We start from the raw sequence: 25,603 nt of genomic DNA on the forward strand, positions 1-25,603 counted from the left end.
TTATTTTTTTAAGTTGGTTCGTTTACTTTATTAAAATTCTAACTGCATACCAGCTGTAATTTTGGAACTTTGAGGTACTGTTCCTTTGTCTATTCCACGAGTACTTAAACCATTATTACCTACCTCTGGGTCATACCCTGTGTAATTTGTCAATCTTAAAGGATTTTGAGCTGTTACAAAAAAACGTAATTTAGATAAGGTTAATTTATCAATTACTTTCTTAGGTACCGTATAACCTAATGATATGTTACGAAGTCTTACAAAAGTTCCGTCCTCTAACCAATAATCTGACCATCCTCTGTAATTATTATGTAATGCACCTCTATCAGCTGGTACATTTGATGTTTGATTTTGGGGACTCCACTGGTAAATTAAATCTTTGTTATTCGATTCTTTATATCCTAATGCTTTTCCACCGTTAATGACTTCAGCACCAAAAGATCCATACCATTGCATTGAGAAATCAAAGTTTTTATATTCTGCTGAATAATTTAATCCTAATTCAAAATCAGGAGTTCCACTACCCGCAAATCGACGGTCATCATTCGTGATTTTGCCATCACCATCAGCATCTACGTATCTCAAATCTCCTAATTTTGCCGTAGGATCTATTTTTTGATATTCTAGTAATTCAGCTTCGTTTTGAATTACACCATCCGTTTTCATTAAGAAATAAGCACCTGCAATATACCCCTCTGCTAATGCTGATACCTTGTCTTGATCATTACTGTGTCCAGAAACCGTACTATCATCAAAATATAATAATTTGTTGGTTCCACTCATTTTAGTAACGGTATTGGTGTTTTTAGTAAAGTTTACATTCAAGTTGTGTTTGAATTTCTTACCCGTACGATAATTTAAGGAATATTCGATACCTGTATTCCTCATATCTCCTACATTTAAAACTACATCAGATCCAGATCCACCTCCAGCAGAAGGAGGTAGTAAAACAGGGAATAGCATATCTCTCTTTTCCGTTACATAAAAGTCAGAAGTCAAGGTTAATTTGTTATTAAAAAAACCAAAATCAAAACCTAAGTTAGTCGATACAGAAGTTTCCCATTTTACATTTTTGTTTGCGAATGAAGTTTGGGTTGCCCCTTGAATATAATTTTGGTCAGTTGCTCCTGATCCCAAAACATAATCATTGTTTAAAACAATACCTGCACTATATGAATAATCACCAACACCTGAGTTCCCTGTTGTACCTCTACTCATTCTAGTTTTGAAAGTAGATACCGTACTTTTAAATGGTTTCCAAAAATCTTCGTCAGAAACATTCCATCCTAAAGAAGCCGAAGGGAACCATTCATAGTGTTGTTCGTTAAATTTAGAAGATCCGTCACGACGAGCGCTTAAACTCATCAGGTATTTCCCTTTATAATTGTATTGTAGTCTTCCTAAGGTACCTATGAATTTAGTAACTCTATTTTGCGTCCATTGATTGTTTCCTGAACCCGCATTAGCTAATCCATTAGCACCATTTAAAACCGTGATATCATTATCAACAATATCAAATTTTTCTGCAAAAAATTCACTGTATTGGTAGCGCTCCGCTGAATACACTGCAGTCAAGCCTAAATTGTGTTTACCAAAAGTTTTGTTATAATTTAAAATATGCTCTAAAGTTCGCTTAGTAGCTCTAGAACTTGAGTTTCTCACTTTTGATTGTTGACTTGGTACTAAATCCCCTTTATTATCATAAGCAATAAAAGAAGGATTAATGGTGTATCTTGTTGAGTTATCATAACTTACAGCCCCGCGCGCTGTATATTTAAAGTTTTTAGTAAAACTATATTCAGCACTAATGTTACCATCAAAATAGTCTCTAAAAGCTTTGTCCGATGTTTGTAATTTATACCCCAAATAAGACAGACGAGTGGCTTCAGAATTATCGCCACCAGTATCCTCAATTGAAGTTTGATCAGCAGTTACTTGTACTCCATAAGGGTTATATCTTATAGCATCTAGTATCAATCCCCATGGTGAGTACTGTGTGTATTCGTTTCTGGCCGACATACCCGTAGCAATTTTCCACTTTCCTTTATTGTACTGCGTATTGGCTCTTACATTGTAACGCTCATAATTAGATTTAATTAAAGAACCTTCTTGACCAAAAAAACCTCCATTTATGTTATACGACAAACCGTCTTTTCCTCCTGAGATACTCAGGTTATGACTTTGGATAGGCGCTAAGTCATTTTCAATCACATCGTAAAAATTACTATTGTTCGTTAATTGTGTTGGATTAGCTTGAATAGTAGTCCATGAATTTCCAAAAACAGTACCACTTTGATTGTACTTATTTAAAAATTGGATATATAATTTTTCCTCAACAGTTGGCACAGGAATGTGTCTGAAATTTTTTTGAACACCATAATAGCTATCCATTCTAATTTTCATAACACCAGCTTGTGGTTTTTTGGTTGTAATCAAGATTACCCCTGCTGAACCACGTGTACCATATATTGCTGCCGAAGCACCGTCTTTTAGAACATCAATGGTTTCAATTTCATTCATACTGATATTCGGATTGTTGTCGTAAGGAATTCCATCCACAACATAAAGTGGTCTGTTATTTCCTAATACCGACGATAACCCTCGTATTTGTACATTCGCTTCAGCACCCGGATCCCCTGAACTAGCTGTTACATTTACACCAGCAATCAATCCTTGAAGTGCCGAACCTAAGTCGGCCGTAGCTGATTTAGCCACATCCTCTTCTTTAACACGACTTACAGCTCCTGTAACTTCTTTCTTTTTCTGAACACCATACCCTACAATTACCACTTCATCTAATGAGGATACCTTAGATTTTAATATAATGTTAATGGTGTTCCTATTGGCTATTTTAGTTTCCATATTTTCATAACCTAAATAAGAGAACACCAACACATCTGTGGGTTTTGCCTTGATGGTATAATTACCATCAAAATCAGTAATAGTTCCTGTTGTAGTTCCTTTAACAAGGACACTAACACCTGGTAGTGCCCCTTGATTGTCGAGTACTTTTCCTTTTACAACATTGTTTTGTGCGTGAATCAACCCATAGCCAAAAAATAGTAATAAAGTCATTACAATAGTTTTTAGCTTCGAATCAATGAGAAGTTTTAAATTCATAATTTAGTTTGGTTTTTAGATTTAATTAACAAATATCAGGCTTTTTTACCTAGGGGTGTATAACATATGTTTTAAATCCTAAAACAAATGTTAGACACGAAATAATTCATTTGTAAATATAACATTTATATTTAAACTTAATGTGGTATTATTCTTAAAAGCTATCAATTCATTCGTTTTCAACTTGAAAAAAACTAGACTAAAACTATTAACACTAACAATACAAAGGCTTTAGTCGAAAAAAAAGCAACTATAAATTTAACTTTAAAACACCAATAATTTTATAAAAAAAAGATTTGTCTAGTTTTTATCTAGTTAATGTATCCGCTAGAAGATTAGAACTTAACAAACATAGAAAACAAAAAAAGGCCATCTTTACAGATAGCCATTTGCATATTTTAACATTTAAAATGTTAAATTAATTGAAAAACTTTTTCTAAAGGAATCCATTTTTCTCCTTCTTTTGCCCATGGTAATTCTTGTTGGTAATTCCACATTAAGTTTTCCCATTCTTGTACTTTAGGATTAGTAGCATCCATCTCCGCTTTCTTAGCTGGATTAAAAGTTCCATCTACTTCCATAATCATAAACATACGATTTCCAGTAAGGTAAATTTGCATGTCTACAATTCCAGCTTCTTTAATACTTTTAGTTATTTCTGGCCATGCTTTACCCTCGGCATGGTATGCTTTATACTCCGCTATTAATTTAGAATCGTCTTTCAAATCACATGAAAAACAATGACGTGTTATTCCCATTTTTTTTATTTTTTTGATTGTTGAAAAGTAGAATAACCATAAAATGCAACCACTGATAAACAGATTAAAGGCAAGATAAAGGAGAAATTAACCTCAGGAATGAATCCTAAAATTTTCACATCAGAAAACCCAGGTCCTCCCCAGTCTAAAATACTTCCTTGTAATACTGGCATCAAAGCACCACCAACGATAGCCATCACCAAACCAGCCGAACCAATTTTAGCTTCTTCTCCCATGTTTTTTAAAGCAATACCATAAATAGTAGGGAACATAATAGACATAAATACCGAAATAGCAACCAATGAAATTAATCCTGGCGTCCCTTGTAAAAGGATGGCTCCTGCACAACAAACCACTCCACCAATACCAAAAAACATTAAAATTTTAGAAGGATTAACGGTTTTCATTAAGGCAGTACCAATCCATCTTCCTATTAAGAAAACAATCATTGCAGCCACATTAAAATAAGTAGCAGTCAATTCCAGTCCGAAAGTTTGGTTAATGTTATCTACATACTGGAAAATAAATGTCCAACACATAATTTGTGCCCCAACATAAAAAGCTTGCGCTACCACACCTAATTTGTAGTTTTTATTAGCGAATAATTTGGCAAACGACTCTGATAAAGACATTTTATCTTCTTCGGCAGTTTTAGGCATTTTAGTAAAAATAATAATCCCTAAAATAATCAAAACCAAAACTCCTAATCCAATGTAAGGTCCGCTGATAACATTTAAGTCATTTTCTCTAATCGCAGCTACCTCATCTGAGGACAAAGCTTTATAAGCTACTTCTGAATAATCATCCGACTTTAAGGCATTGATTACAAAAACTTGTGCCATAATCATTCCTGATAACGAACCAATGGGGTTGAAAGCTTGCGCTAAATTCAATCGTTGGGTAGCCGTTTCGGGATCTCCTAAGAATAAAATTAACGGATTGGATGTGGTTTCAAGAAAAGCCAGTCCACAAGTGATAATCCATAAAGAAAGTAGAAAATAGGTATAATCTTGATAAGCCGCAGCAGGATAGAATAAAAATGCCCCTGTTGCATATAAAAGTAAACCAACTATTATTCCCGACTTGTAACTGTACTTTCTAATAAAAAGTGCTGCAGGTAAGGCCATAAAGAAATAGCCAAAATAAAATGCAAATTGCACTAATGAAGCCTGCATATTAGACAATTCGGGCATTACTTTTTTAAATGCTGATACCATTGGATTGGTCAAATCGTTGGCAATTCCCCATAATGCAAACAGGGAAGTGATGATGACAAAAGGAAAAAGTAGGTCTTTACGAACTACTGAGATTTTAGCTGTTTGCGCCATTGCAAATATTTTTTAAGGTTAGTTAATTTTTAGGTGCAAATTATTAAAGATTCTTCTTCTTCGATATAAGGATTGTCTTTAATAGTAACACTTATGGTTTATCGGTTTGAAATGATTGTATTTGTAATTTCGTCAAAAACAGACTCTTCTAGTTTGCCTTCTTTCCAAGCATCCAATAAATCAATCAATTGGTCTTTGGTTGTAGGACCTACCACTACTCTATCTGCTTCTTGAGTAGAAAAGACATAACGAAGTGCTAAACGTGATAATGGAATGTCATGTTTTTTAGCGATTTCATTTACTTTTAAAGCGATATCAACATCGGTATTGGTTATCCATTCATTATTTGGACGCTCTTCGGCATAGGTTTCTAATCTTCTACCTAATAATCCCATATGCAGAGCCGAAGCGGCATAATACCCCATCCCTTCTCTTTTGATTTGTGGAATATCCTTGTCAAAAGCAGTGATATTACAAGCGTCTAATTTTAAAAATCCTGAAACCACATCAAAATTCTCTTTAATCATATGCGGGTAAAAAGGAGTCGTAGGGTTTCCACCAACACCTAACTGCCCTACAACTCCTTCTTTTTGAAAAGAATGCAAACAATCCATGATTTCATCCATTTTTTCAACAGGAACCAAATGCGGTTCATGCAAAAACAACAAATCAATTTTATCCAAACCTAACACTTCTAGACTTTCGTAAAGACTTTTTTTCATGGTTTCTGGTGAATAATCTACGATGCAATCATCTGCCTTTTCAGAACGAAGACGCCCGACTTTGGTACTGATAAATGGTTTTTCACCTGACCATTCTTTTAGTGTTTTTCCCAAAAAAAGTTGGGATTTGTTATAGGAAGGGGCTGTATCAAAAACACGTACTCCATCCTCTAAAGCATGCAATAGTGTGTCAATAGCCACTTTTTCTTCAATTGGTCTCCAAACGCCGCCAAGACCTGAACAGCCTACAACCAAACGACTTTGGTTGTTAAAAAAAGGACTTTTTGTATAATCGCCTTTGATATATGTGGGTTTTGTATTTGTCATCTTTATTATAAGTTATAAAAATTAATTGCGTTTTGTCCCATGATATTTTCTTGTTCTTCAACAGAAAGGGATGCAATAAATTGGGTTACTAATTCTTTTGTTTGGGTATAATTTCCCGCTACCAAACATACTGGCCAATCCGATCCAAATAAAATTCGGTCTGTTCCAAATGCCTCTAGTACCAGTTGCATATAGGGATGAATTTGTTCAGGTGTCCAAGATTTATAATCCGCCTCAGTAGTCATGCCTGATAATTTGCAATACACATTTTTTTGTTTACCAATGGCTAACATCAACGTTGCCCAACCTTCGTAAAAACCATCATTAATATACGGTTTCGCAATGTGGTCAATTACAAATTTTTGATTGGGGAATCTTTTAACTAATTCTAAAGCCGCTCCCAATTGGTGTGGAAAAATCAGAATATCATAAGTGAAATTGTATTTTTCCAAAGCAGCAATACCTCGTAAAAAGTTGGGCCTTAGTAAAAAGTTGTGATCTGGCTCTCCTTGTACCACATGTCTAAACCCTTTGATTTTGGGATATTGGCTGTATAAAGCCAGTACTTCATCAATATTAGCAGCTCTTAAATCCACCCAGCCTACAATTCCTTTGATAAAATCATTCTTAGTGGCGAGTTCTAATAAAAAATCTGTTTCGGCTAGGGTTTGATCAGCTTGAACAGCTACGCAACCATCAATTCCGTTTTCTTGGTATACAATAGCTAGGTCATCAGGCATAAAATCGCGACGGATAACAGCCATTTCGTCGTCAATCCAATCGTGTTTATTGGGTTCGTATTGCCAAAAATGTTGGTGTGAATCTATTGCCATAATTCTTGAATTTCTAACAAGTTTTTGATTTCAGTCTCTATTCCGTTTTTCTCAATAGCTTCTATATTTTTGGCTACAGCCAAAGATAAACCTGCCATTGCATCTAGGTTTTGTCCCCAAATAGCAGTATTCGAAAGAATAGTTTGCACTAATTGAATAGTAGTAATTTCACCCGCCTCTCTTTGTTTCCAAGTTTCCTTGAAAAAATCCAAAGTGGGTTGCGCATCATTAACCGCAATTGCTTCGCCATTAAATTCTCCTTTGTAAAAACGGATTAAACAGGATAATGAAAACACAATTCGTTTAGGCAACTCATTATAAGCAGCGGTATATTCGCTTAAAGCGGGAAACAAACGCGCCATGAATTTAGAGGTACTATTCAACGAAATACTAATCAAGAAATGCTTGAGTGTAGGATTCTTGAAGCGGTCCAAAACGGCGTTGACAAAATAGTTTAATTCTTTTTCAGAGAAATTTTGAAGGGTTTTCGTGATTTCTTCGGATAAAACTTCGTTTACAAATTGCAGCATCAAAGGAGTATCCATCGACTCTTTAACCGTGCGTAATCCTGACAAATACGCCACTGGAACTAGGGAAGTATGCGCTCCGTTTAAGATACGTACTTTCATTTCGCGATACGCACGAGCATCATTTACAAACTGAACATTCAAATTTGTTTTTGCAAAAGGCAATTCGGCTTGAACCATTGCTGGCCCTTGAATAATCCAACTGTGATAGTCCTCACCAGCAACTAATAATTTATCATCAAAACCTATTTGATTCAAAATAGCATTTGCTCTGTCGGAAGGATAACCCGAAACAATTCGGTCCACCAAAGTATTACAGAAATAGTTGGAGTTATTCAACCATTCGATAAAAGCCTCTGACAAATTAAAATGTTTAGCATATTGCAAAAGTGTGGCATGTAAAGCGTCTCCGTTTTGTTCAATCAATTCACAAGGCATGATGATGCAACCTTTGGTCTTATCTCCGTTGAAAAATTGAAAACGATGGTGCAACCAGACAATCAATTTTGCTGGAAATTCATGTGGAGGATTATCATTGAAAGCATCTGATTCCGAAAATTTAATTCCAGACTCAGTTGTATTGGATACAATGAATCTTAAATCAGTACTTTCAGCCAATTTTAAATATTCCTCCCATTGGGTATAAGGCTGAATCACTCGGCTAACGCTTTCGACTAAGCTAACAGTGGAAACTAATTCCCCATTTCTAATGCCGTCCAAAGCCACGTGAAACAAACCCTCTTGTTCTTTTAATTCGTCATAATCCCCTCTTTTAGTCGGTTTGATGATGACAATACTTCCGTTGAAGTTGGTTTCTTTGTTCAAAACATCAAACATCCAATCCGTAAAAGCACGTAGAAAGTTTCCACCACCAAATTGCATTACTCTTTCTGGAGCTGTGTTTGTTTTGTTTGTTGTTGTTCTATTTAATTTTTGCATTTTTTTTAATTTAGGTTCTGAGGTACTAAGGTGCTGAGTTTCTAAGATTCTCAGCACCTTAGTGCCTTAGCATCTTAGTATCTCCTATAAAGAAATCCCTCTTTTCCAAGGAATAAAGTCGTTTTGCCCTTTGATTTCGGCTTTCGAAATTTCGCCATTTGCTACTCTGATAATATGTTCTAAGATGTTTTCGCCCATGGTTTCAATCGTGTCTTCACCTGTGATGACCGTTCCTGCATTGATATCAATGATGTCGTTCATTTTATTAAAAAGAGTGGTATTGCTCGATAATTTCAACACTGGTGCAATAGGATTTCCTGTAGGCGTTCCTAAACCAGTGGTAAAAACCACCACATTACAACCAGAACCCGCTAAGGCTGTGGTACTTTCTACATCATTTCCAGGCGTACAAAGCAAGTTCAAACCTGGTTTTCTTATTTTTTCGGTATAATCCAATACTTGAGCGACTGGTGAAGTTCCTCCTTTTTTGGCAGCACCTGCTGATTTCATTGCATCGGTAATTAATCCGTCTTTGATATTTCCTGGCGAAGGGTTGTTTTCGAATCCGGAACCTACGGCAACGGCAGCAGCAGAATAGGCTCTCATCAATTGAGAGAACTTTTTAGCATCTTCTTCGGTTTTACATCTGTTGATGATGTCTTGTTCGACACCGTTTAATTCAGGAAATTCCGAAAGTACGGGTGAACCTCCAATAGCGGCTAGTAAATCAGAAGCATACCCAAGGGAAGGATTGGCTGAAATACCAGAAAATCCATCGGAACCACCACATTCTAATCCCAAAACAATTTTGCTGATAGGAGCTGGTTGGCGAACGATTTTATTGGCTTCAATTAATCCTAAAAAAGTATGTTTTACAGCCTCTTCAATCAATTGACGCTCGCTCGCACTTTTTTGTTGTTCTAAATAATGGATTGTTTTTTTACAGTTTGGATCTCTGTCTTCAATCGCTTTTTGAAGCATATGAATTTGGGCATTTTGACACCCTAAACTAAAGATAGTTGCTCCAGCCACATTTGGATTCGTAATATAGCCTGCCAACAAATTACAAAGTGCTTCCGAATCTTGACGGATGCCTCCACAACCACCATCGTGTTTCAAGAATTTGATGCCGTCCACATTCGGGAAAAGTCGGTTTTTAGCGATTTCCTCTTTAGTTGAAATAATGGGCGTATTCAGGATATCTTCAGCACTTGCTCCAGCTTTGTATTGCTGGATCAAAGCATCGGTATCCACAGCAAAATCTTTGACCGTTTCGTATCCTAATTTCTCTGCTAATGCCCCTTCCAGCACATCAATATTTCTGTTTTCACAAAAAGTAAGTGGAATCACTAACCAGTAGTTTCTTGTTCCTACACTGCCATCTTCCCTGTGAAAACCGTTGAAAGTACGTCCTTCAAATTTTGAAGTGTCAGGAGCGTTCCAAACAAATTTTTCATTGCAGTCATTAAAATCTGCCGAAGCGTGTTTGGTATTTTCTATGGTTATCGCTTCTCCTTTTTGAATAGGCAACATGGCTTTTCCAATCAGCACACCGTACATATAAATTTCGTCACCCACAGCTAAATCAACGGTGGTGAATTTATGTTTTTGTTTGATGTTTTGTACCAAAGTAATTTCGTCTCCGTTATGCGGAATAACAGTTCCCTTAGGTAAATCAATTAAGGCCGCAATAATGTTGTCTTTGGGATGTATTTGTACAAATGTTTTTGACATGATAAACGGTATTAGGAATTAAATTCGACAGTGGCTTTGATAACACCTGTTGCAGGATTTAACCAGCTATCAAAATTTGCAATCATCTCCGTAAAAGGAACTGTATGTGTGATGAAAGAATCTGTTGGGAATTGATCCAATACATTGATTACGTGTTCAAAATCCTCTGTAGTGGCATTACGACTGCACATCAAAGTCATTTCTTTGGCGTGAATGGCAGGGTGCGTATAAGTCAGTTCCCCTTTGGATAAACCCACTAGTACAAAACGACCACCGTGTGACATATAATTAGGTGCCGATTCTAATGCTCCTTTGTGTCCAGAAGCATCAAAAACCGCTGTACATAAATCGCCATTGGTAATTTCTTTAATCGCTTCAACAGCATTTTCGCCTGCTACAACCGTATAATCAACTCCAATTTTTTCTTTGGCGTAAGCCAAACGCTGTTCGTTCATATCGATAGCGATTACTTTCGCACCTGCAATTTGGGCTAGTTTCATAATCCCAATTCCAATAGGACCACAACCAATAACCGCTACTGTTTCACCAGCAACAATTCCAGCTCTACGTACCGCATGTGCACCAATAGCAAGCGGTTCAACAATCGCCATTTGGTCATTTGACAAATGATTCGCTGGCAATAAAATGTTAGCAGGAACGGTAATTTGTTCTTGCATACCGCCATCAGTATGCACTCCTAATACTCTAATATTGGTACAACAATTGGTTTTTCCATTACGACACGCAATACATTCTTGACAACTGATATAAGGCATCACCACCACTTTATCACCTGCTTTGATTCCTCTTGGGTTATCCCCAATTTCTAAAACAGTTGAAGCCAATTCGTGTCCTAAAATTCTTGGATAAGTAAAAAAAGCTTGATTGCCACTATAGGCGTGCAAATCGGTTCCGCAAATTCCAACTTTATTGATTTGTAATAAAGCTTCGTTTTCTTTTCTGATAGGAGCTTCTTTTTCTTTCAGTAAAAATTCTCCTGGCTTTTCGCAAACAATGTATTTCATTTTATTTTTTTGTTTTTATTATTATCTGTTCAAACGTTTGAACAGTTTTTGAAAAATAAAAGATTTTGGAAATCTTTAAATTAGTATTTATTCGTAAAATCCTGTATTCGTTTAGGTTTCAGTTGTTTCCTTATTGTATTCTGATATTTTGTTTTTAATAAAAAAGAATCTATATTTGTTCAAACGATTGAACAAATATAGAAAGAAATTGGAAATAAAAAAAAAATCAACCATAAAAGATATTGCTAATGCTTTGGACTTGACTCCCTCAGCGGTGTCAAAAGCATTAAGTGATCATCCTAGAATTAGTGATAAAACCAAAGAAGCGGTGCGACAAATGGCGATCGAATTGGATTATCAACCCAACTATTTATCGAGTGCCTTACGCAAAGGAAAAAGCAATTTAGTGGGAGTAATCATTCCGCGAGTAAATAGTAATTTCTTTTCGTCAGTGGTTCAAGAGATGGAAGATGTCTTGAACGCAAATGGCTATAATATGGTGATGACACAATCCAACGAATTGTATAAAAAAGAATGTCAAAGCATTGACTCTCTATTAGGAATTCAGGTGGATGGCATTATTGCCTCGATGGCAAATGAGACTATCAATTTAGAATATTACGAGAAAATAAAATCCAAAGGAGTCACCTTAATTTTGTTTGATAGAGGTGAGGACGAACTTAATGTGGACTATGTAGGGATTGATGATTATAAAAGTAGTCATTTGATTGTAGAACATTTAGTAAGTCAAAATTGCAAACGAATAGCCCATATTGCTGGTTTCAACCATATTCGGATTTATAAAGACAGGATTATAGGATTTAGAGATGCTATGGAAAAAGCAAGACTGCCCATTCAAGAGGAAATGATTATTGAAAGCAATTTACGTGTGGAAGATGGTAGGAGAATAATGAAAGAATTATTAGCTTTACCAGAACGCCCAGATGCTGTTTATGCCGCTGGGGATTATGCCGCACTAGGAGCTTTACAGGTCCTTCTTGAAGAAGGTATAAAAGTTCCCGAAGAGATAGCATTGGTAGGATTTAGTGATGAACCTTTCACTTCATTGGCTAAACCGTCTATTTCTACCATCAATCAACATAGTACTCAAATAGGAAAATTAGCTGCTGAAGCATTTTTAGAAAGAATGAAAAATCCGAAAAAGAAAACGAGTTTGAATAAAATAATTTTAACTCCTGAATTGATTATTAGAGAATCTTCTAGTAAAAAAGTATTGTACTAAAAAACAATTTAATACCACTATAGAATGCCTAAACTAACTAACCCAACCCGCTCCTACTCTTGTTCCACCCTACTTAAAACATTCTTTTTATTGTTTTTTGCTATGCAGCTTAGTGCACAAGAAGAAAACAGCTTCATACATCTAAATACCGATAACGGTTTGTCTCAAAGCGATATCAATACCATCTATCAAGACAAACAAGGTTTTATGTGGTTTGGAACTCATGATGGTCTTAATAAATATGATGGTTATAATTTTTCCGTTTATAAACCTGATTTAAATGATAAAAAAAGTATCAGTAGTAACTTAGTCTGGAAAATTGTTGAAGACCAGCATAATAATTTATGGATTGGAACTACTGGTGGTGGACTGAATTTTTTTGATAAAAAAACAGAAACATTTACTCATTTTAAAAATGAAGTTGGTAATAACTTGAGTATTGTAAGCAATACTATTAGTTCTTTACTTATCGATAAAAAAAATAGATTATGGATAGGTACTCCCAAAGGAATTGACATGCTTGATTTAAACAAACCCATAAAAAACGCTGTTTTTAATCATTATGAAATTAATCTAAAACAACATATAAATTCATGGGATGGTAGTAACGTCAATAGTATATTTGAAGATAGTAAAAATAACATTTGGGTTGGCAGTAAGTTTGGTTTATTTAAACTAGTAAAAAACAGACAGGGAGAAAACTATTTTGAGCACACAGGACTAATTAACATCTCTGTCAGAAGTATCACTGAAGATGAATTTGGCAGACTGATTATCGGAGCTCATAACGGATTGCATATCATATCTTCAAAAAACAACAAGATAGCTGTTGATGTAATTAGTAATGAAGTTTTTACCTGCTTACTCTCTACCAAAGGATATTTGTGGGCGGGGAGTTCAAATGGATTGTCTCGTTTTGAAAATGCTTCTACTTTAAAACTGCCTTATCTGATCAAAAAATATAGTTATGATCCCAAAAATCCTGAACTAGGTTTAAGTAAAAGTGATGTTAAATCATTGTTTTTAGATAAAGGGGGCATACTTTGGATTGGTGTAAATGGTGGGGGTGTCAACAAATTCAATCCCAACGTTAAAAGATTTAAACATATCAAAAAAACGCTTAACCCATCAAGTCTTTCTAACGATAAAGTACGTTGTATTTTTGAAGATAGTAATCAATATATGTGGATTGGTACTGAAGGAGGAGGTCTGAATTATATTAAAAAAGGACAAAAATATGTTGATTTTACTAATTTACTTTCCACACTTAAGATATTTGCCTTAGCAGAAGTAAAAGAAGGCAATTCTAAAAAATTACTTATTGGTGCCGAAGGAACTAACGGATTATACGAATTAGATATTACCCATCCCAATTCAATATCAAAAGCTCAAATTAAAAATATAAAACAAATAGACCATAGTGTCTTTTCCATTTTAGTAGATTCTAAGAAAAATGTTTGGATAGGAACCTACAACGGCGGTGTTCATCGATGGTTGGCAACGGAAACAACTGGAGTTTACAAAAAAGATATTCTATACCAAAATAGCAATCGACCAACAAGTATCTCGAACAACATCATACGTTCTATATACGAAGATAGCAAAGGAAATATCTGGTTTGGGACAGCAGATGGACTCAATAAACTACCTGCACACCAGATAAGGAAAAACAATCCTAATTTTGAAATTTTCAAAAACAAGACTAATGATCCATCTAGTTTAAGTCATAATTATATTTTGGCCATTCATGAGAGTCGCTATGGTGATTTATGGATAGGAACGTTTGGAGGAGGACTAAACAAATTGATCCCTGCTAAAATTGGAAAAGAGGAAAGTTTTAAATCTTATTCTGAGAAAGACGGACTTCCAAACAATGTAATCAAAGGTATATTAGAAGATAGTTATGGTAATCTCTGGCTATCCACTAATAAGGGACTGTCTCGCTTTACGATCAAATCTGAAAAATTCAAAAACTATGATGTTAATGATGGTTTACAAAGTAATGAATTTAGTGAATTAGCCTATCTCAAGAGATCAAATGGTGAATTACTTTTTGGTGGAATAAATGGTTTTAACACTTTTTATCCTAATCAAATTAAAGACAACTTAGTGAAACCCAAAACAGTTTTCACTTCCTTCTCCATTTTCAATAAACCTATCGCAATAGGGGAAGAATTTAACGGCAGAGTTATTTTAAATCAATCCATTAATACTATCGATGAAATAGAATTATTGTACAGTGAAAACAGCTTTTCTGTGGAATTTTCATCCTTGAATTATACTGCTCCTAGAAAAAATAGTTATGCCTATAAACTAGAAGGTTTTAATGACGAATGGATTTATACTTCCTACAAAAACAGACTGGCTACATATACCAATTTAGCACCTGGAACCTATACTTTATTGGTTAAATCCTCTAACAATGATGGGATTTGGAATGAAACTCCCGCCTCAATAAAAATTACTGTTGTTCCTCCGTTTTGGAGAACAAATTTTGCCTATTTTATTTATTTTATAGTATTTATAGGTTTTTTAATGGCTCTTAGAAGGTTTGAAATTATTCGTTCTGCCAAAAAACATCAATTGGAATTAGAAGTATTTGAAAAAGAAAAACACGATGAAATGCATCGTTTGAAATTAGAGTTTTTTACCAATATTTCTCATGAATTCAGAACCCCTTTAACTTTAATAAAAGGCCCTTTAGAATATTTACAAAAAAATAGCGGTACAATTTCAAAAGAGAAAGTCAACGAACAATATGGAATCATGCATAAAAACATTGATTACCTTTTGCGATTGGTAAATCAATTGTTAGATTTCCGCAAAATGGACAAGGGGAAACTGGATTTAATAGTTTGGAAAAGCAACCTTTTAGAATTCTTGAAATTAGTTGGCGAACCCTTTCAGTTTTTGAGCCATAAAAAAAATATTGACTTTAAAATCAATTCAAAAATTGAAAACCCTATACTATGGTTTGACACGGATGCGCTAGAAAAAATTATGAATAATTTACTTTCTAATGCATTCAAATTTACTTCAGAAGGAGGAAAAATTACCGTGGAAATATTAGATGGAAAAGACCATACTATTGTTTCTGATATGGAAATTAATGCAAATCCATCCGATTACATCATCATCAAAGTAAAAGATTCTGGTTTAGGAATTCCTCCTCACCGATTAAATTTTATTTTTGAACGTTTTTATGTCGATAAAGATTATCGAAAAGTAAATACACAAGGAACTGGAATTGGTTTGGATTTTACAAAAAAATTAATCGAATTGCATCAAGGCCACATCGAAGTTACTAATAACAAAAAACGTGGTGCTTCCTTCTTTATATGGTTGCCTAAAAACAAAGGAGCCTATGAAAATATCAACGGAATTACTTTTGGAGGTGAAACAGAAAATAATGTTTTCACTACCGAATTGAATGCTGAAACCCATGCAGTCGAGATATTAGATGAAATTGTGGATCAAAACGAACACAAATCAAGGTCTAAATTACCCGTTTTACTTGTTGTTGAGGACAATCCTGATATTCGCATTTTAATAAAAAATGGTTTAGAAAAAAAATACGATATCTACGAAGCTGAAAATGGACAACGAGGTATAGAATTAGCCCATAAATTAATGCCGAATATTATTTTGACGGACATCTTTATGCCTATTATGGATGGAATTGAAATGTGTGACAAACTCAAAACCACTTCTGAAACCAGTCATATCCCAATTGTGATGCTTACCGCAAAAACATCTACAGAATGGGAAAAAGAAGGTTTAAAAAATGGTGCTGATGGTTATATCCGTAAACCATTTGACATGGAATTATTAGAATTGAAACTCAAAAACATTCTCAAATACAGAGAAGATTTGCGACGAAAATTCAATAGAGAAACAACCTTACAACCTAATGAAGTTACAGTAACCTCAGCTGACGAACGCTTTTTACAAAAAGCAATTGAAGTGGTTGAAAAACACATGATGAATACCGAGTTTAGCGTGGAATTGATGGTTAAAGAAATGGCATTAAGTCGAAGCAATTTGTACTTAAAAATCAAAGAACTTACGGGTTTATCTTCGAGTGAATTTATTCGAAACATTCGTTTAAAAAGAGCAATGCAATTACTAGAACAAAGCGATCTTTCTGTCAAAGAAATTATGTATATGACTGGTTTTAATACCGCTTCCTACTTTTCAAAATGCTTCAAAAAACAATTTGGAGTGATTCCTAGTAAATATTTACGAGAAGAGGAAATGGATGAGTCCGATTTAAATGAATCAAACGAAATCGATTCAAAGGAGGAAGATACTGAATAAATCATCTTGTTTTGTTTTCTATCTTGACAAGAACTTCTTCTTTGCTCTTGTTCATTAAAAGCAGCCAAAAACATTACAGACAAAAAACATCCCTAAAGCTTACTGAAACAAATTTCAATAAGCATTAGGGATATTCTATTTTCAATGCTTCACGGCATTAATCCTTTTTTGCAAAATAAACTTATTCTACCAACACTTCTTCAATTTCCCAATTTCCATTTTCAGCGCTCAATTGCAAACCTACTTGCATCAATCTTTCGTTAATTTGATGGAATTTCGATAAGTCAATCGTGTAGGTTTTAAACTTTGTATCCTGAGCTGTTATAGAAACTGAAATCCATTCTTGTTTACTCCAATCTACTTGTCCTGTTCCTGTTGACCAAAAATTAGCAGAACGATTACGGGTATAAAGCGCTAGTTTTAATTCCTTGGCTTTGCTGTTGTTTTTTATTTTAATGGTTATTTTTGAACATGATGCTGTTTCAGTGTATAACCATGGTGCACTTTGAACAATTGCCTCTTTGGCTGTAATTTTTCCAATTAATTTCCCATCCTTAAATGAAATTGTTGTACCTCCTAGAGCACTCCACCCCATGGTACTGTTTTTAAATTCAAAAGGCCTCCCAGGAGAAGGATACATTCGATCTTCTTTAGGAATGATAATAGTTTCGTCTTTGTTAAAAAAGACAGGTTTTAAACTCGCTCCTCTATAAAATGCACTAATATCATGGTTTTCTTGTAGCACATACAATTGATTTTTCCATTCAAAAAAACTGGTATGTCCGCCTTTTAGGAAAGCGCCTTTAAATTCATAGGGTCCATATAAATTCTTAGACATCGCATACCTGCTTCCAAACACTAAATAATACCAGCCATTGCGTTTGAATAACGTTGACTTATCTTCTGCATTCATCCTTTGTCCCTTTTCATCCTGAATAATAATTGCTTTGGGTTCTGTTGACAAAGATTTCATATCCTTAGATAAAGTAGCCATATAGTAGGTTCCTGCTCCAAAACAAATGGTATAAACATCATTTTCCACAAAAACCTCAGGATCATAGGGATGTACTGGAACAATCCCTTCAGGCAATAGAGGCTTGCCTAACAAATCCTTGTATTCCCCAGTTGCATGATCAGCCACCATGACACCTGTATCTTTGTTTCTGTTGGAAAAAAACCAATAAAATTTCCCATCCCTTTCCGTTATATCTCCTGCCCAGCAATTCGGCTGATTGCCAATGTAGGTTTGTGAAGGATAAATATTTCTACGATGCTTCCAATTTTTTAAATCGCCCGAAGACCAAACCTCCCAACGATCCATTCTAAAAGAACCTTTGCCTTCCCACGATTCATCATGCCCACAAATCACATAGACGGTATCGTTTTGTACCCAAGCATGAGGGTCGGCCATTCCGTGTTCAGGAGCAATGACATCCACATGAAGTGCGTTAGGATTGATTCCCCATAAGCTACGATGATCATCTTTACCGTGTTTCACTCCTATTTGTGCCACAATACTGTGGGTAATTAATCCTAGTGCTACTAGTGTATAATTATTTAAAAATCTCATTCCGAATTATTTTTTGGTTATTAATTAACATCTTTATTTAAAGTACAATTCTAAAATATTGGCTCTAACAAACGGTTTACAAACGCATCAATCTTTTACACAAATGGTTCATTTAAAAAACCAATCATTTAAAATCAAGTCTGAAAGCAAAAAATCGCTAATCGAGTAATTATAACAATTCGATTAGCGAATTTCAGTTTTAAAAATTCTATTTTATTTATCTATAATTGGTTCCCGTTTCTCATCAGTTCGTTTTACTGCATTCACTTCATATATTGTTTTTAACATCCATAAAGGACGTTCTAAACCTGCTTCCCAGTCAAACAAGGTTTTATACAAGGCTCTCACTTTATCTGGATATTGAGTAGCCAAATCGTTTTTCTCTCCAACGTCTTGAGTAATGTTATACAACTCAGCCGGTCTGTCTGGGTAACGCAACAATTTCCAATCGCCTTCACGAACTACACCTCTATTGGCTATTTTCCAAAACAATCTTTGATGTGGAGCTTCAGTGTTTTTATAGGTTATAAATGGCATTAAATCAACACCGTCTAATGCCTTAATTTGAGCAGCGTTTCCTCCTGCCAGATTGATAAATGTAGGTGCCATATCCAACATGCTTATCGACTTATCATAAGTAGTTCCAGCTTTAATAACCGAAGGTAATTTCATGATAAATGGCACTCGAATTCCCCCTTCTAATAAAGTCGATTTACAACCACTCAATGGGTAATTAGAAGTTTCGGTAACATCAGGCCCACCATTATCATTCCCAAAAACAATCAGCGTATTTTTCTCTAAACCTAGCTTTTTTAGTTTGTCTAGAATTTGCCCACAAGCACGGTCTAAGGCAAGTGTCATAGCTGCCAATTGCTTCCGTTTCCCTGTTAGGTGTTTAATTTTAGCCATATCTTCCTCGGTAGTATGCAATGGCGAATGCACGGCATTAAAAGAAACGTACATAAAAAATGGATTTTTCTTGTTGCGTTCCATAAACTCACAGGCTTTGTCTGCAAAATCATCGGTGATATATTTTTGTGGTTCTGCATAATTCCCAAAACCTTGCTCTAATCTATCTTCTGGTCTTTGTTTGGCTTCGTTTTCGGTCAAAGGCCAAAAACTTCTAGCGCCTCCTCTAAAACCGTAAAATTCATCAAAACCTCTTTTCAAAGGATGGTATCTATCGGCATTCCCCAAATGCCATTTGCCTAGAACAATCGACTTATACCCCAATGGATTCAAGTAATCGGCGATGGTTTTAATATTTAACGGCAACCCCATTTCGTCATCATTCAATCGTGAGGATTCGCTCATATAACCAGGCACATTGTTTTCTTCAATACCAAAACGCTGTTGGTACATCCCTGTTAACAATCCCGCTCTCGAAGGTCCACAAACAGAATCGGTTGTATAAGCTTCTTTAAAAACCATCCCTTCAGCAGCTAGCTTATCCAAATTAGGAGTCGAAAAATACTTACTGCCTTGAAATCCAAAATCATTATACCCCGCATCATCAGCAAAAAGGAAAATGATATTTGTTTTAGGTGCTGTTTTTTGTGCCGTTAATTTCATTGGTAAAAATGCCAATGAAAAAACAATCATTAGTAAAAAAAGGTTCTTAGTTTGTTTCATTATTAGTTAATTTTAATCATTTAATTTGGGCGTGACCCTTCTTAAAAACTAGACAAATCCCGTTTAGTCAAATAAAATCATCTAATCGACTAAACCACTATGGACTGAAAGTTTATAGATTTGGTTGTCAGACTAAAAGCCTGCATATAAAAACGTTATAGTTAGCCACAGATTAAAAAGATTAACACAGATTAATCCTTTGAATCTTTATAATCTGTGGCAAAAATTTTTAGAAGCTAAAGCGAAATGCACTAAAGTGCATCGTTTTAACTGTTTTTGGAACCAATAAATTGATAACAATACTGAATCAATCTTCAAAAAGCTTTAATCTTTCACTTCATTTTCCGTGAAAAACACTTCCCTTCCATGCTCTAAAATCAAGTCCTTTCCTTTGAATTCAATTATCCCTTTTTGACGAATGTCTGTGGAGGAAGCGCCAATTTTGAATTCGTATTTTCCTGCTTCAACAATCCATTTTTCATTTTTATACTGCACCAATTGTTGTGGAGATACATGAAAGATTACAGTTTTCTCTTCGCCTGCTTTTAAAGCCACACGCTCAAAACCCTTTAATTGTATCGGCTTTTGGGTTGATGCTTTATCTACTGGCGAAACATACAATTGAACAATTTCTTCCCCAGCACGTTCTCCTGTGTTTTTAACATTTACTGCAATGGCAAAACGATCATCGGTAATCTTAACAGCCGATTTTATTTTAAATTTCGAATATTCATAGTTTGTATATGACAGTCCGAAACCAAATGGATATTGTACCAAAGAAGCCTCTTCGTACCCATTTTTATAATTAATTTCGTCACGAGATTCGGTACGAGGATAGGTCACACATAATTTAGCTGATGGATTTACATTTCCTACCAAAATATCAGCCAATGCGTTCCCGCCTTCTTCTCCAGGAAACCATGCTTGAACGATGGCAGCACATTTGTCTTCAAATTTGCTCACCAATTGTTGGCGCCCACCAAACATAACCAAAATCACAGGCTTGCCTGTAGCAATTAATTTTTCAACAAAAGCTTCCTGATCACCTGGTAAACGAATTCCTTTTCGTTCCCTTCCCTCACCACATAAATACAAGTTTTCGCCCATAGCAGCAATAATCACATCACTTTCATTCGCTATTTTTAAGGCATTTTGTAAATCCGGTTGCGGAAGCCCTTTGATACTTAATATTTTTAACTTACTCAATCGATCATCGCCTAAACCACTATTATCAATTTTTGATTCTAATGCCGCACTCCAATCACAACCTCTTTCATGAAATATTTGGACGTCCTTTGCTACTTTATTCTCCAACCCTTCTTTTAATGTAATTAACTTAGGATTGGTAGGATCAAACGCTGTACTGTGCCAAAATGAAATCATAGACTGATAGGTATAATCTCCTAACAAGCATTGATAAGTAGCCGCATTAGGCCCTACTAATGCAATTTTCTTGACTTCTTTTTTTAAAGGTAAAACACCATTGTTTTTTAACAATACAATTGATTGTGCCGCTGTTTCATAAGCCAATTTTCTATTAGCAGGCGGATCAAAATCTAATGTACCTTCGGTTCCAATGATGGGATTTTCATCTAATAAGCCTAGCTTGGCTTTCATAATAAGCGCTCTTTTTACGGCTTGATTGATGGTTTCTATTGAAACTTCACCGTTTTTAAGCGCTTCAGGTAATAAAGGATAAGCAATAGGAGAAGAAAGTTCTATATCAACTCCAGCATTAATAGCCATAGCTCCTGCCACCATTTCAGATGGTGCTTGCTTGTATCCTTTATACGTTTTGGAAACCGCAAAATAATCACTCACTACTAATCCATCAAAACCTATTTCTTTGCGTAACATTTGGTCAAGCATAATCGGACTTGCTACTACCGGCAAAGCTTTGTATTTACCATACGAAGGCATAACGCTTTTGGCACCTGCTATTTTGATACAGGCTTCATGTGGCATTAAATATTCCTCATATAATTCTTTTTCACTATTGTTAAAAGTACCATAACCCGCAAAATGTTTGACCGTTGCCGCAACACCTGTTTTAAAATCATCTCCTTGCAAACCTTTTACAAAGGCAACCCCCATTTTTGAAGTCAAATAGGCATCTTCACCATAACTTTCTTCTAATCGGTTCCAATGGGCGGTTCTACTTAAATCTAACATGGGCGATAATGCAAAAGTCGCTCCCGCAGCACGCATGGTTCGAGCCGTTGATGCTGAATTATTTTGAACTATATCTGGATTCCAAGAACAACCCACTCCTATCTGTTGCGGAAAGGTGGTGGCTCCTTGTGTGGCAAAACCCGTTATGGCTTCTTCATGAAATATAGCGGGAATTTTAGTCTTGGTTTCTGTCATTAAATAATGCTGTACTTCACGAACTAAATCCCTTAATTTTTCAGGCTCTAATGTTAAACCAGATGAAAATTGACAAAAATGACCTATTCCATACGGTATTTGTTCTCTACATTTTTGTAAAGAAACTTTTCCATCGACCATAATTTCTTTCAAACGAGTTCCAACAATTTGTGCTAATTTTTCCTCCATGGTCATTTTGCTCATGAGGGCTTCTACTTTAGCATCTATTTCGGGTGTTGAATAGGGAACTGTCTTTCGTGCCTGAGCATTTAGCAAAACACTAAAGCCGAAAGAGAATCCAATTAGCATCGTTTTAAAATTCATCACTTTATTTTATAGGTGTGTATTTGTCTCCTACTATTTTTTTGTATTGCTCAAAAAAACTGTTGACCAATTTAGGATTAGCAGCCGCTTGGTTGTTTTTTTGACCGATATCCGTTTTCAAATTATACAGCTGAAATTGGGTATCAATCCCTAATTCAGTGTGCGTTTGCTCGTTCATCGCTTTTCCTTTATAAGGTGGAATCATAATCCAGTCTCCCGTTCTGAAAGCGGTTTTAGAGCCTGCTTCGGTAACCAAGTTTTGACGGCCTTTTTTATCTTTTCCTAAAAAAGTATTAATTGTGTTCTGGCTATCACCCATACTCGCTTTTACTCCCAACATAGAAGCAAAAGAAGCCAATAAATCCATTTGACACACCAAAGCATCTGATACTTGAGGCTTGATAGTTCCTTTCCAATACACTATAAAAGGCACTCGAGTTCCTGCTTCAAACAAACTATATTTACCCCCACGCAATTTACCTGCTGGCGTATGCTTTCCTAATTTTTCAACAGCCTCATCATGGTAACCATCGTCCAGTACAGGACCGTTATCACTTGAAAAAACAATTAAAGTATTCTCTAAAATTCCTTCTTCTTTTAAAGTTTTCATGAATTCACCAATACACCAATCGGCTTCCAAAATAGCATCTCCACGAGGTCCCATTCCTGATTTACCTACAAAACGAGGATGTGGTGTGCGCGGTACATGTGGTTGTTGCAAAGCATAGTACAAGAAAAACGGTTTGCTTTTGTGCTCGCGAACATAGTTTTTAGCTTTGATTAAAAAATGGTCTGCCATATCGGTATCTGTCCATTTTGCAGCTTCTCCACCCTTCATATACCCTATTCTCGGAATTCCGTTTACAATACTTTGATTGTGACCGTGACTCCATTTCATCGTAGTTAATTCTGGATTGTCAACTCCTGTTGGTTGTCCCTCAAAGTTCTTTTTATAACTTACAAAAATAGGGTCCTTAGGGTCTAGATTATCTACACGACCGTTATCAATGTACACAGTAGGAACACGGTCTTGAGTGGCTGCCAAAATATACGATTCATCAAAACCTACCTCATTCGCTCCAGGAGAAATGGTTTTGTTCCAATCGGTTTCTCCCACTCCTAATCCTAAATGCCATTTACCTACTACGGCTGTTTGATAGCCCGCTCGCTTCAACATTTTTGGCAAGGTTTCTTGTTGGGTTGAAATAATCAATGGGGCTGAGCCTGGTAAAATCTTAGCATCATCATTGCGCCACGGATACACTCCAGTCAATAATCCATAACGGCTAGGAGTACAAGTAGCAGAGGTAGCATAGCCATTGGTGAATTTAATTCCTCCCTTGGCCAATACATCCATATTAGGCGTTATAATTTCTGTTGCCCCATACGAGCTCAAATCACCGTATCCTAAATCATCCAAATAGATAATCACAATATTTGGTTTTTTAGTATTCTTTTTTTGTGCCCAAATTGGAAAACTAATCATTCCCATTACCGACAAACAAATTGCTAGCTTTCTTAATTTCATCATTTACTTCTTTTTATTCTTAGTTGTTTTATTCTCTGTTACATTAATAATCAAGGTACTCGTATCAATATCTTTAGGCTTAGCTACATTCAGTGGACGAATTTTTGCCATCAACGAATAGCCTTTGTTGACTTCAATAGGCTTATCCAATTTCAATTCATACTCTAAATGAGCATAACCGGCATAAGCAACCCACTTGGTTTCAGTGATTTTATTTCCATCTGCATCCGATAATTTTAGAAAAATTTCACGGTCTTCGAGGGCTTTATAGGCCAACGGAATTTTTAAAACATTGGATGCTGGTATATCAATAGTAGCTGAGTGAAAAATGATCGTTTCATCAAAAAGTTTCACCGACGGGTCATGAATAGCATCTTTATTAGCATCAGTCACATCGACTAATTTATACCCACGTACCCAATCATAATAAACCACATTTTTAGTAGGGTCAGCCAATTCCGCATCTGTAGGCAATTCAATCCACGGAAAAGGATAAGTTTCGGATACTAAACGCATATGCATTGGTCTGTCAAAGGGTTTGTCGCTTATTTTATCATAAAACTTTTGATGTTTGGGTTCGCTATTGTTGTAATAATAACTAGCATTTTGCTCATCACGCCACCAACCACCATACACATGGAATCTAGCAGAAGAAACTTCAGGATTATTAAAATTAACAGCTGCTGCACGGTAATCGTGTTTTTCTTTGTTGCAATCCGTATACCAATAATGTGAATTGGAGTGCATACCATGGGCAAAATAACTGCCACTAAAATTACCATCCCTACCTATAGACTCATGGATGTCCCATTCTAAACCATAATTATCACAGTCTTTAGCCCCTTTTTTAGTACCATTCGTTGAAAACCAAAAAGTGGTAGACATAGATGTTGCCGCCGCCTTCACTTTAGTTTCATAATACCCAAAAAGCACTGATTTTTTTGACACTACAGCACCGCCAGCTATGTTGTAAATCGACTCTTTTCCATAGGCTTTAATTATGGTGTCTTTTTTCAGTTTCTCCCCTTTAATTTGAAGAAAACCGTCTTTGACCGAAACTTGAGAAGACAAAAAGATACCAGGCTCTCTTCCTTTCCAAGTAGGATGATGGTCATACCATTTGGTGGTATCCAATTGCGTTCCATTGAATTCATCTGAGAAATCAGGATTTACTACCCATCTTTTCCCTAAAGGAGGCTCTGGGGGACCTGAAGACACAGTTTGAGAATATCCTGCCACTACATTACCAAATGCAACTAATCCCACTATTATTTTTGCAAGCTTTATCATATTTTTTCTATTCTATTTA

Annotated in this window: 15 protein-coding genes; 2 read left to right on the plus strand and 13 right to left on the minus strand. The window is 35.6% G+C overall.

Features of this window, described 5'->3' with window-relative positions:
• Window positions 1-30: 30 nt before the first annotated feature.
• The 8 genes from K5R64_RS12005 to K5R64_RS12040 form a co-directional block, all read right to left on the minus strand.
• Window positions 31-3,075 (minus strand): TonB-dependent receptor, encoded by a 3,045-nt coding sequence (locus tag K5R64_RS12005; RefSeq protein ID WP_255580364.1) that lies wholly within the window; start codon window positions 3,073-3,075, stop codon window positions 31-33.
• Between the two features lie 458 nt (window positions 3,076-3,533).
• On the minus strand, window positions 3,534-3,878 hold the full coding sequence (locus tag K5R64_RS12010; protein WP_220763733.1) for an L-rhamnose mutarotase: 345 nt from the start codon (window positions 3,876-3,878) through the stop codon (window positions 3,534-3,536).
• A gap of 5 nt (window positions 3,879-3,883) precedes the next feature.
• On the minus strand, window positions 3,884-5,206 hold the full coding sequence (gene fucP, locus K5R64_RS12015; protein ID WP_220763735.1) for an L-fucose:H+ symporter permease: 1,323 nt from the start codon (window positions 5,204-5,206) through the stop codon (window positions 3,884-3,886).
• A gap of 98 nt (window positions 5,207-5,304) precedes the next feature.
• A complete protein-coding gene (locus tag K5R64_RS12020; protein WP_220763736.1) occupies window positions 5,305-6,255 on the minus strand; it encodes an aldo/keto reductase in 951 nt (316 codons plus the stop codon).
• A gap of 5 nt (window positions 6,256-6,260) precedes the next feature.
• Window positions 6,261-7,088, minus strand: coding sequence for an amidohydrolase (locus K5R64_RS12025; protein ID WP_220763738.1), 828 nt, complete (start codon window positions 7,086-7,088; stop codon window positions 6,261-6,263).
• A complete protein-coding gene (locus K5R64_RS12030; RefSeq protein ID WP_220763740.1) occupies window positions 7,079-8,554 on the minus strand; it encodes a tagaturonate reductase in 1,476 nt (491 codons plus the stop codon). The genes K5R64_RS12025 and K5R64_RS12030 overlap by 10 nt, the downstream gene beginning before the upstream one ends.
• Window positions 8,555-8,638: 84 nt before the next feature.
• Window positions 8,639-10,288 (minus strand): UxaA family hydrolase, encoded by a 1,650-nt coding sequence (locus K5R64_RS12035; RefSeq protein WP_220763742.1) that lies wholly within the window; start codon window positions 10,286-10,288, stop codon window positions 8,639-8,641.
• A gap of 11 nt (window positions 10,289-10,299) precedes the next feature.
• Window positions 10,300-11,313, minus strand: a complete 1,014-nt coding sequence (locus tag K5R64_RS12040; protein WP_220763744.1) for a zinc-binding alcohol dehydrogenase family protein — start codon at window positions 11,311-11,313, stop codon at window positions 10,300-10,302.
• Between the two features lie 208 nt (window positions 11,314-11,521).
• Between K5R64_RS12040 and K5R64_RS12045 the strand changes: the two genes are divergently transcribed.
• The gene (locus K5R64_RS12045; RefSeq protein WP_220763746.1) at window positions 11,522-12,556 is read left to right on the plus strand and encodes a LacI family DNA-binding transcriptional regulator; all 1,035 of its coding nucleotides are present in this window, start codon (window positions 11,522-11,524) and stop codon (window positions 12,554-12,556) included.
• A 24-nt stretch (window positions 12,557-12,580) separates the two neighbouring features.
• A complete protein-coding gene (locus K5R64_RS12050; RefSeq protein ID WP_220763748.1) occupies window positions 12,581-16,873 on the plus strand; it encodes a two-component regulator propeller domain-containing protein in 4,293 nt (1,430 codons plus the stop codon).
• A 181-nt stretch (window positions 16,874-17,054) separates the two neighbouring features.
• On the opposite strand, the gene K5R64_RS12055 is transcribed toward K5R64_RS12050, so the two are convergent.
• From K5R64_RS12055 to K5R64_RS12075, 5 genes are all read right to left on the minus strand, one after another.
• Window positions 17,055-18,443, minus strand: a complete 1,389-nt coding sequence (locus tag K5R64_RS12055; protein ID WP_220763750.1) for a family 43 glycosylhydrolase — start codon at window positions 18,441-18,443, stop codon at window positions 17,055-17,057.
• A gap of 213 nt (window positions 18,444-18,656) precedes the next feature.
• Window positions 18,657-20,075 (minus strand): sulfatase-like hydrolase/transferase, encoded by a 1,419-nt coding sequence (locus tag K5R64_RS12060; protein ID WP_220763752.1) that lies wholly within the window; start codon window positions 20,073-20,075, stop codon window positions 18,657-18,659.
• Window positions 20,076-20,399: 324 nt separating this feature from the next.
• Window positions 20,400-22,766, minus strand: coding sequence for a glycoside hydrolase family 3 N-terminal domain-containing protein (locus K5R64_RS12065; RefSeq protein WP_220763754.1), 2,367 nt, complete (start codon window positions 22,764-22,766; stop codon window positions 20,400-20,402).
• 4 nt (window positions 22,767-22,770) lie between these two features.
• Window positions 22,771-24,258: an arylsulfatase gene (locus K5R64_RS12070; protein WP_255580379.1), complete on the minus strand. Its 1,488-nt coding sequence runs from the start codon at window positions 24,256-24,258 to the stop codon at window positions 22,771-22,773.
• 39 nt (window positions 24,259-24,297) lie between these two features.
• The gene (locus K5R64_RS12075; protein ID WP_220763756.1) at window positions 24,298-25,584 is read right to left on the minus strand and encodes a beta-porphyranase D; all 1,287 of its coding nucleotides are present in this window, start codon (window positions 25,582-25,584) and stop codon (window positions 24,298-24,300) included.
• Window positions 25,585-25,603: the final 19 nt, after the last annotated feature.

The sequence above is a fragment of the Flavobacterium sp. UMI-01 genome, assembly GCF_019656315.1.
Classification (GTDB): domain Bacteria; phylum Bacteroidota; class Bacteroidia; order Flavobacteriales; family Flavobacteriaceae; genus Flavobacterium.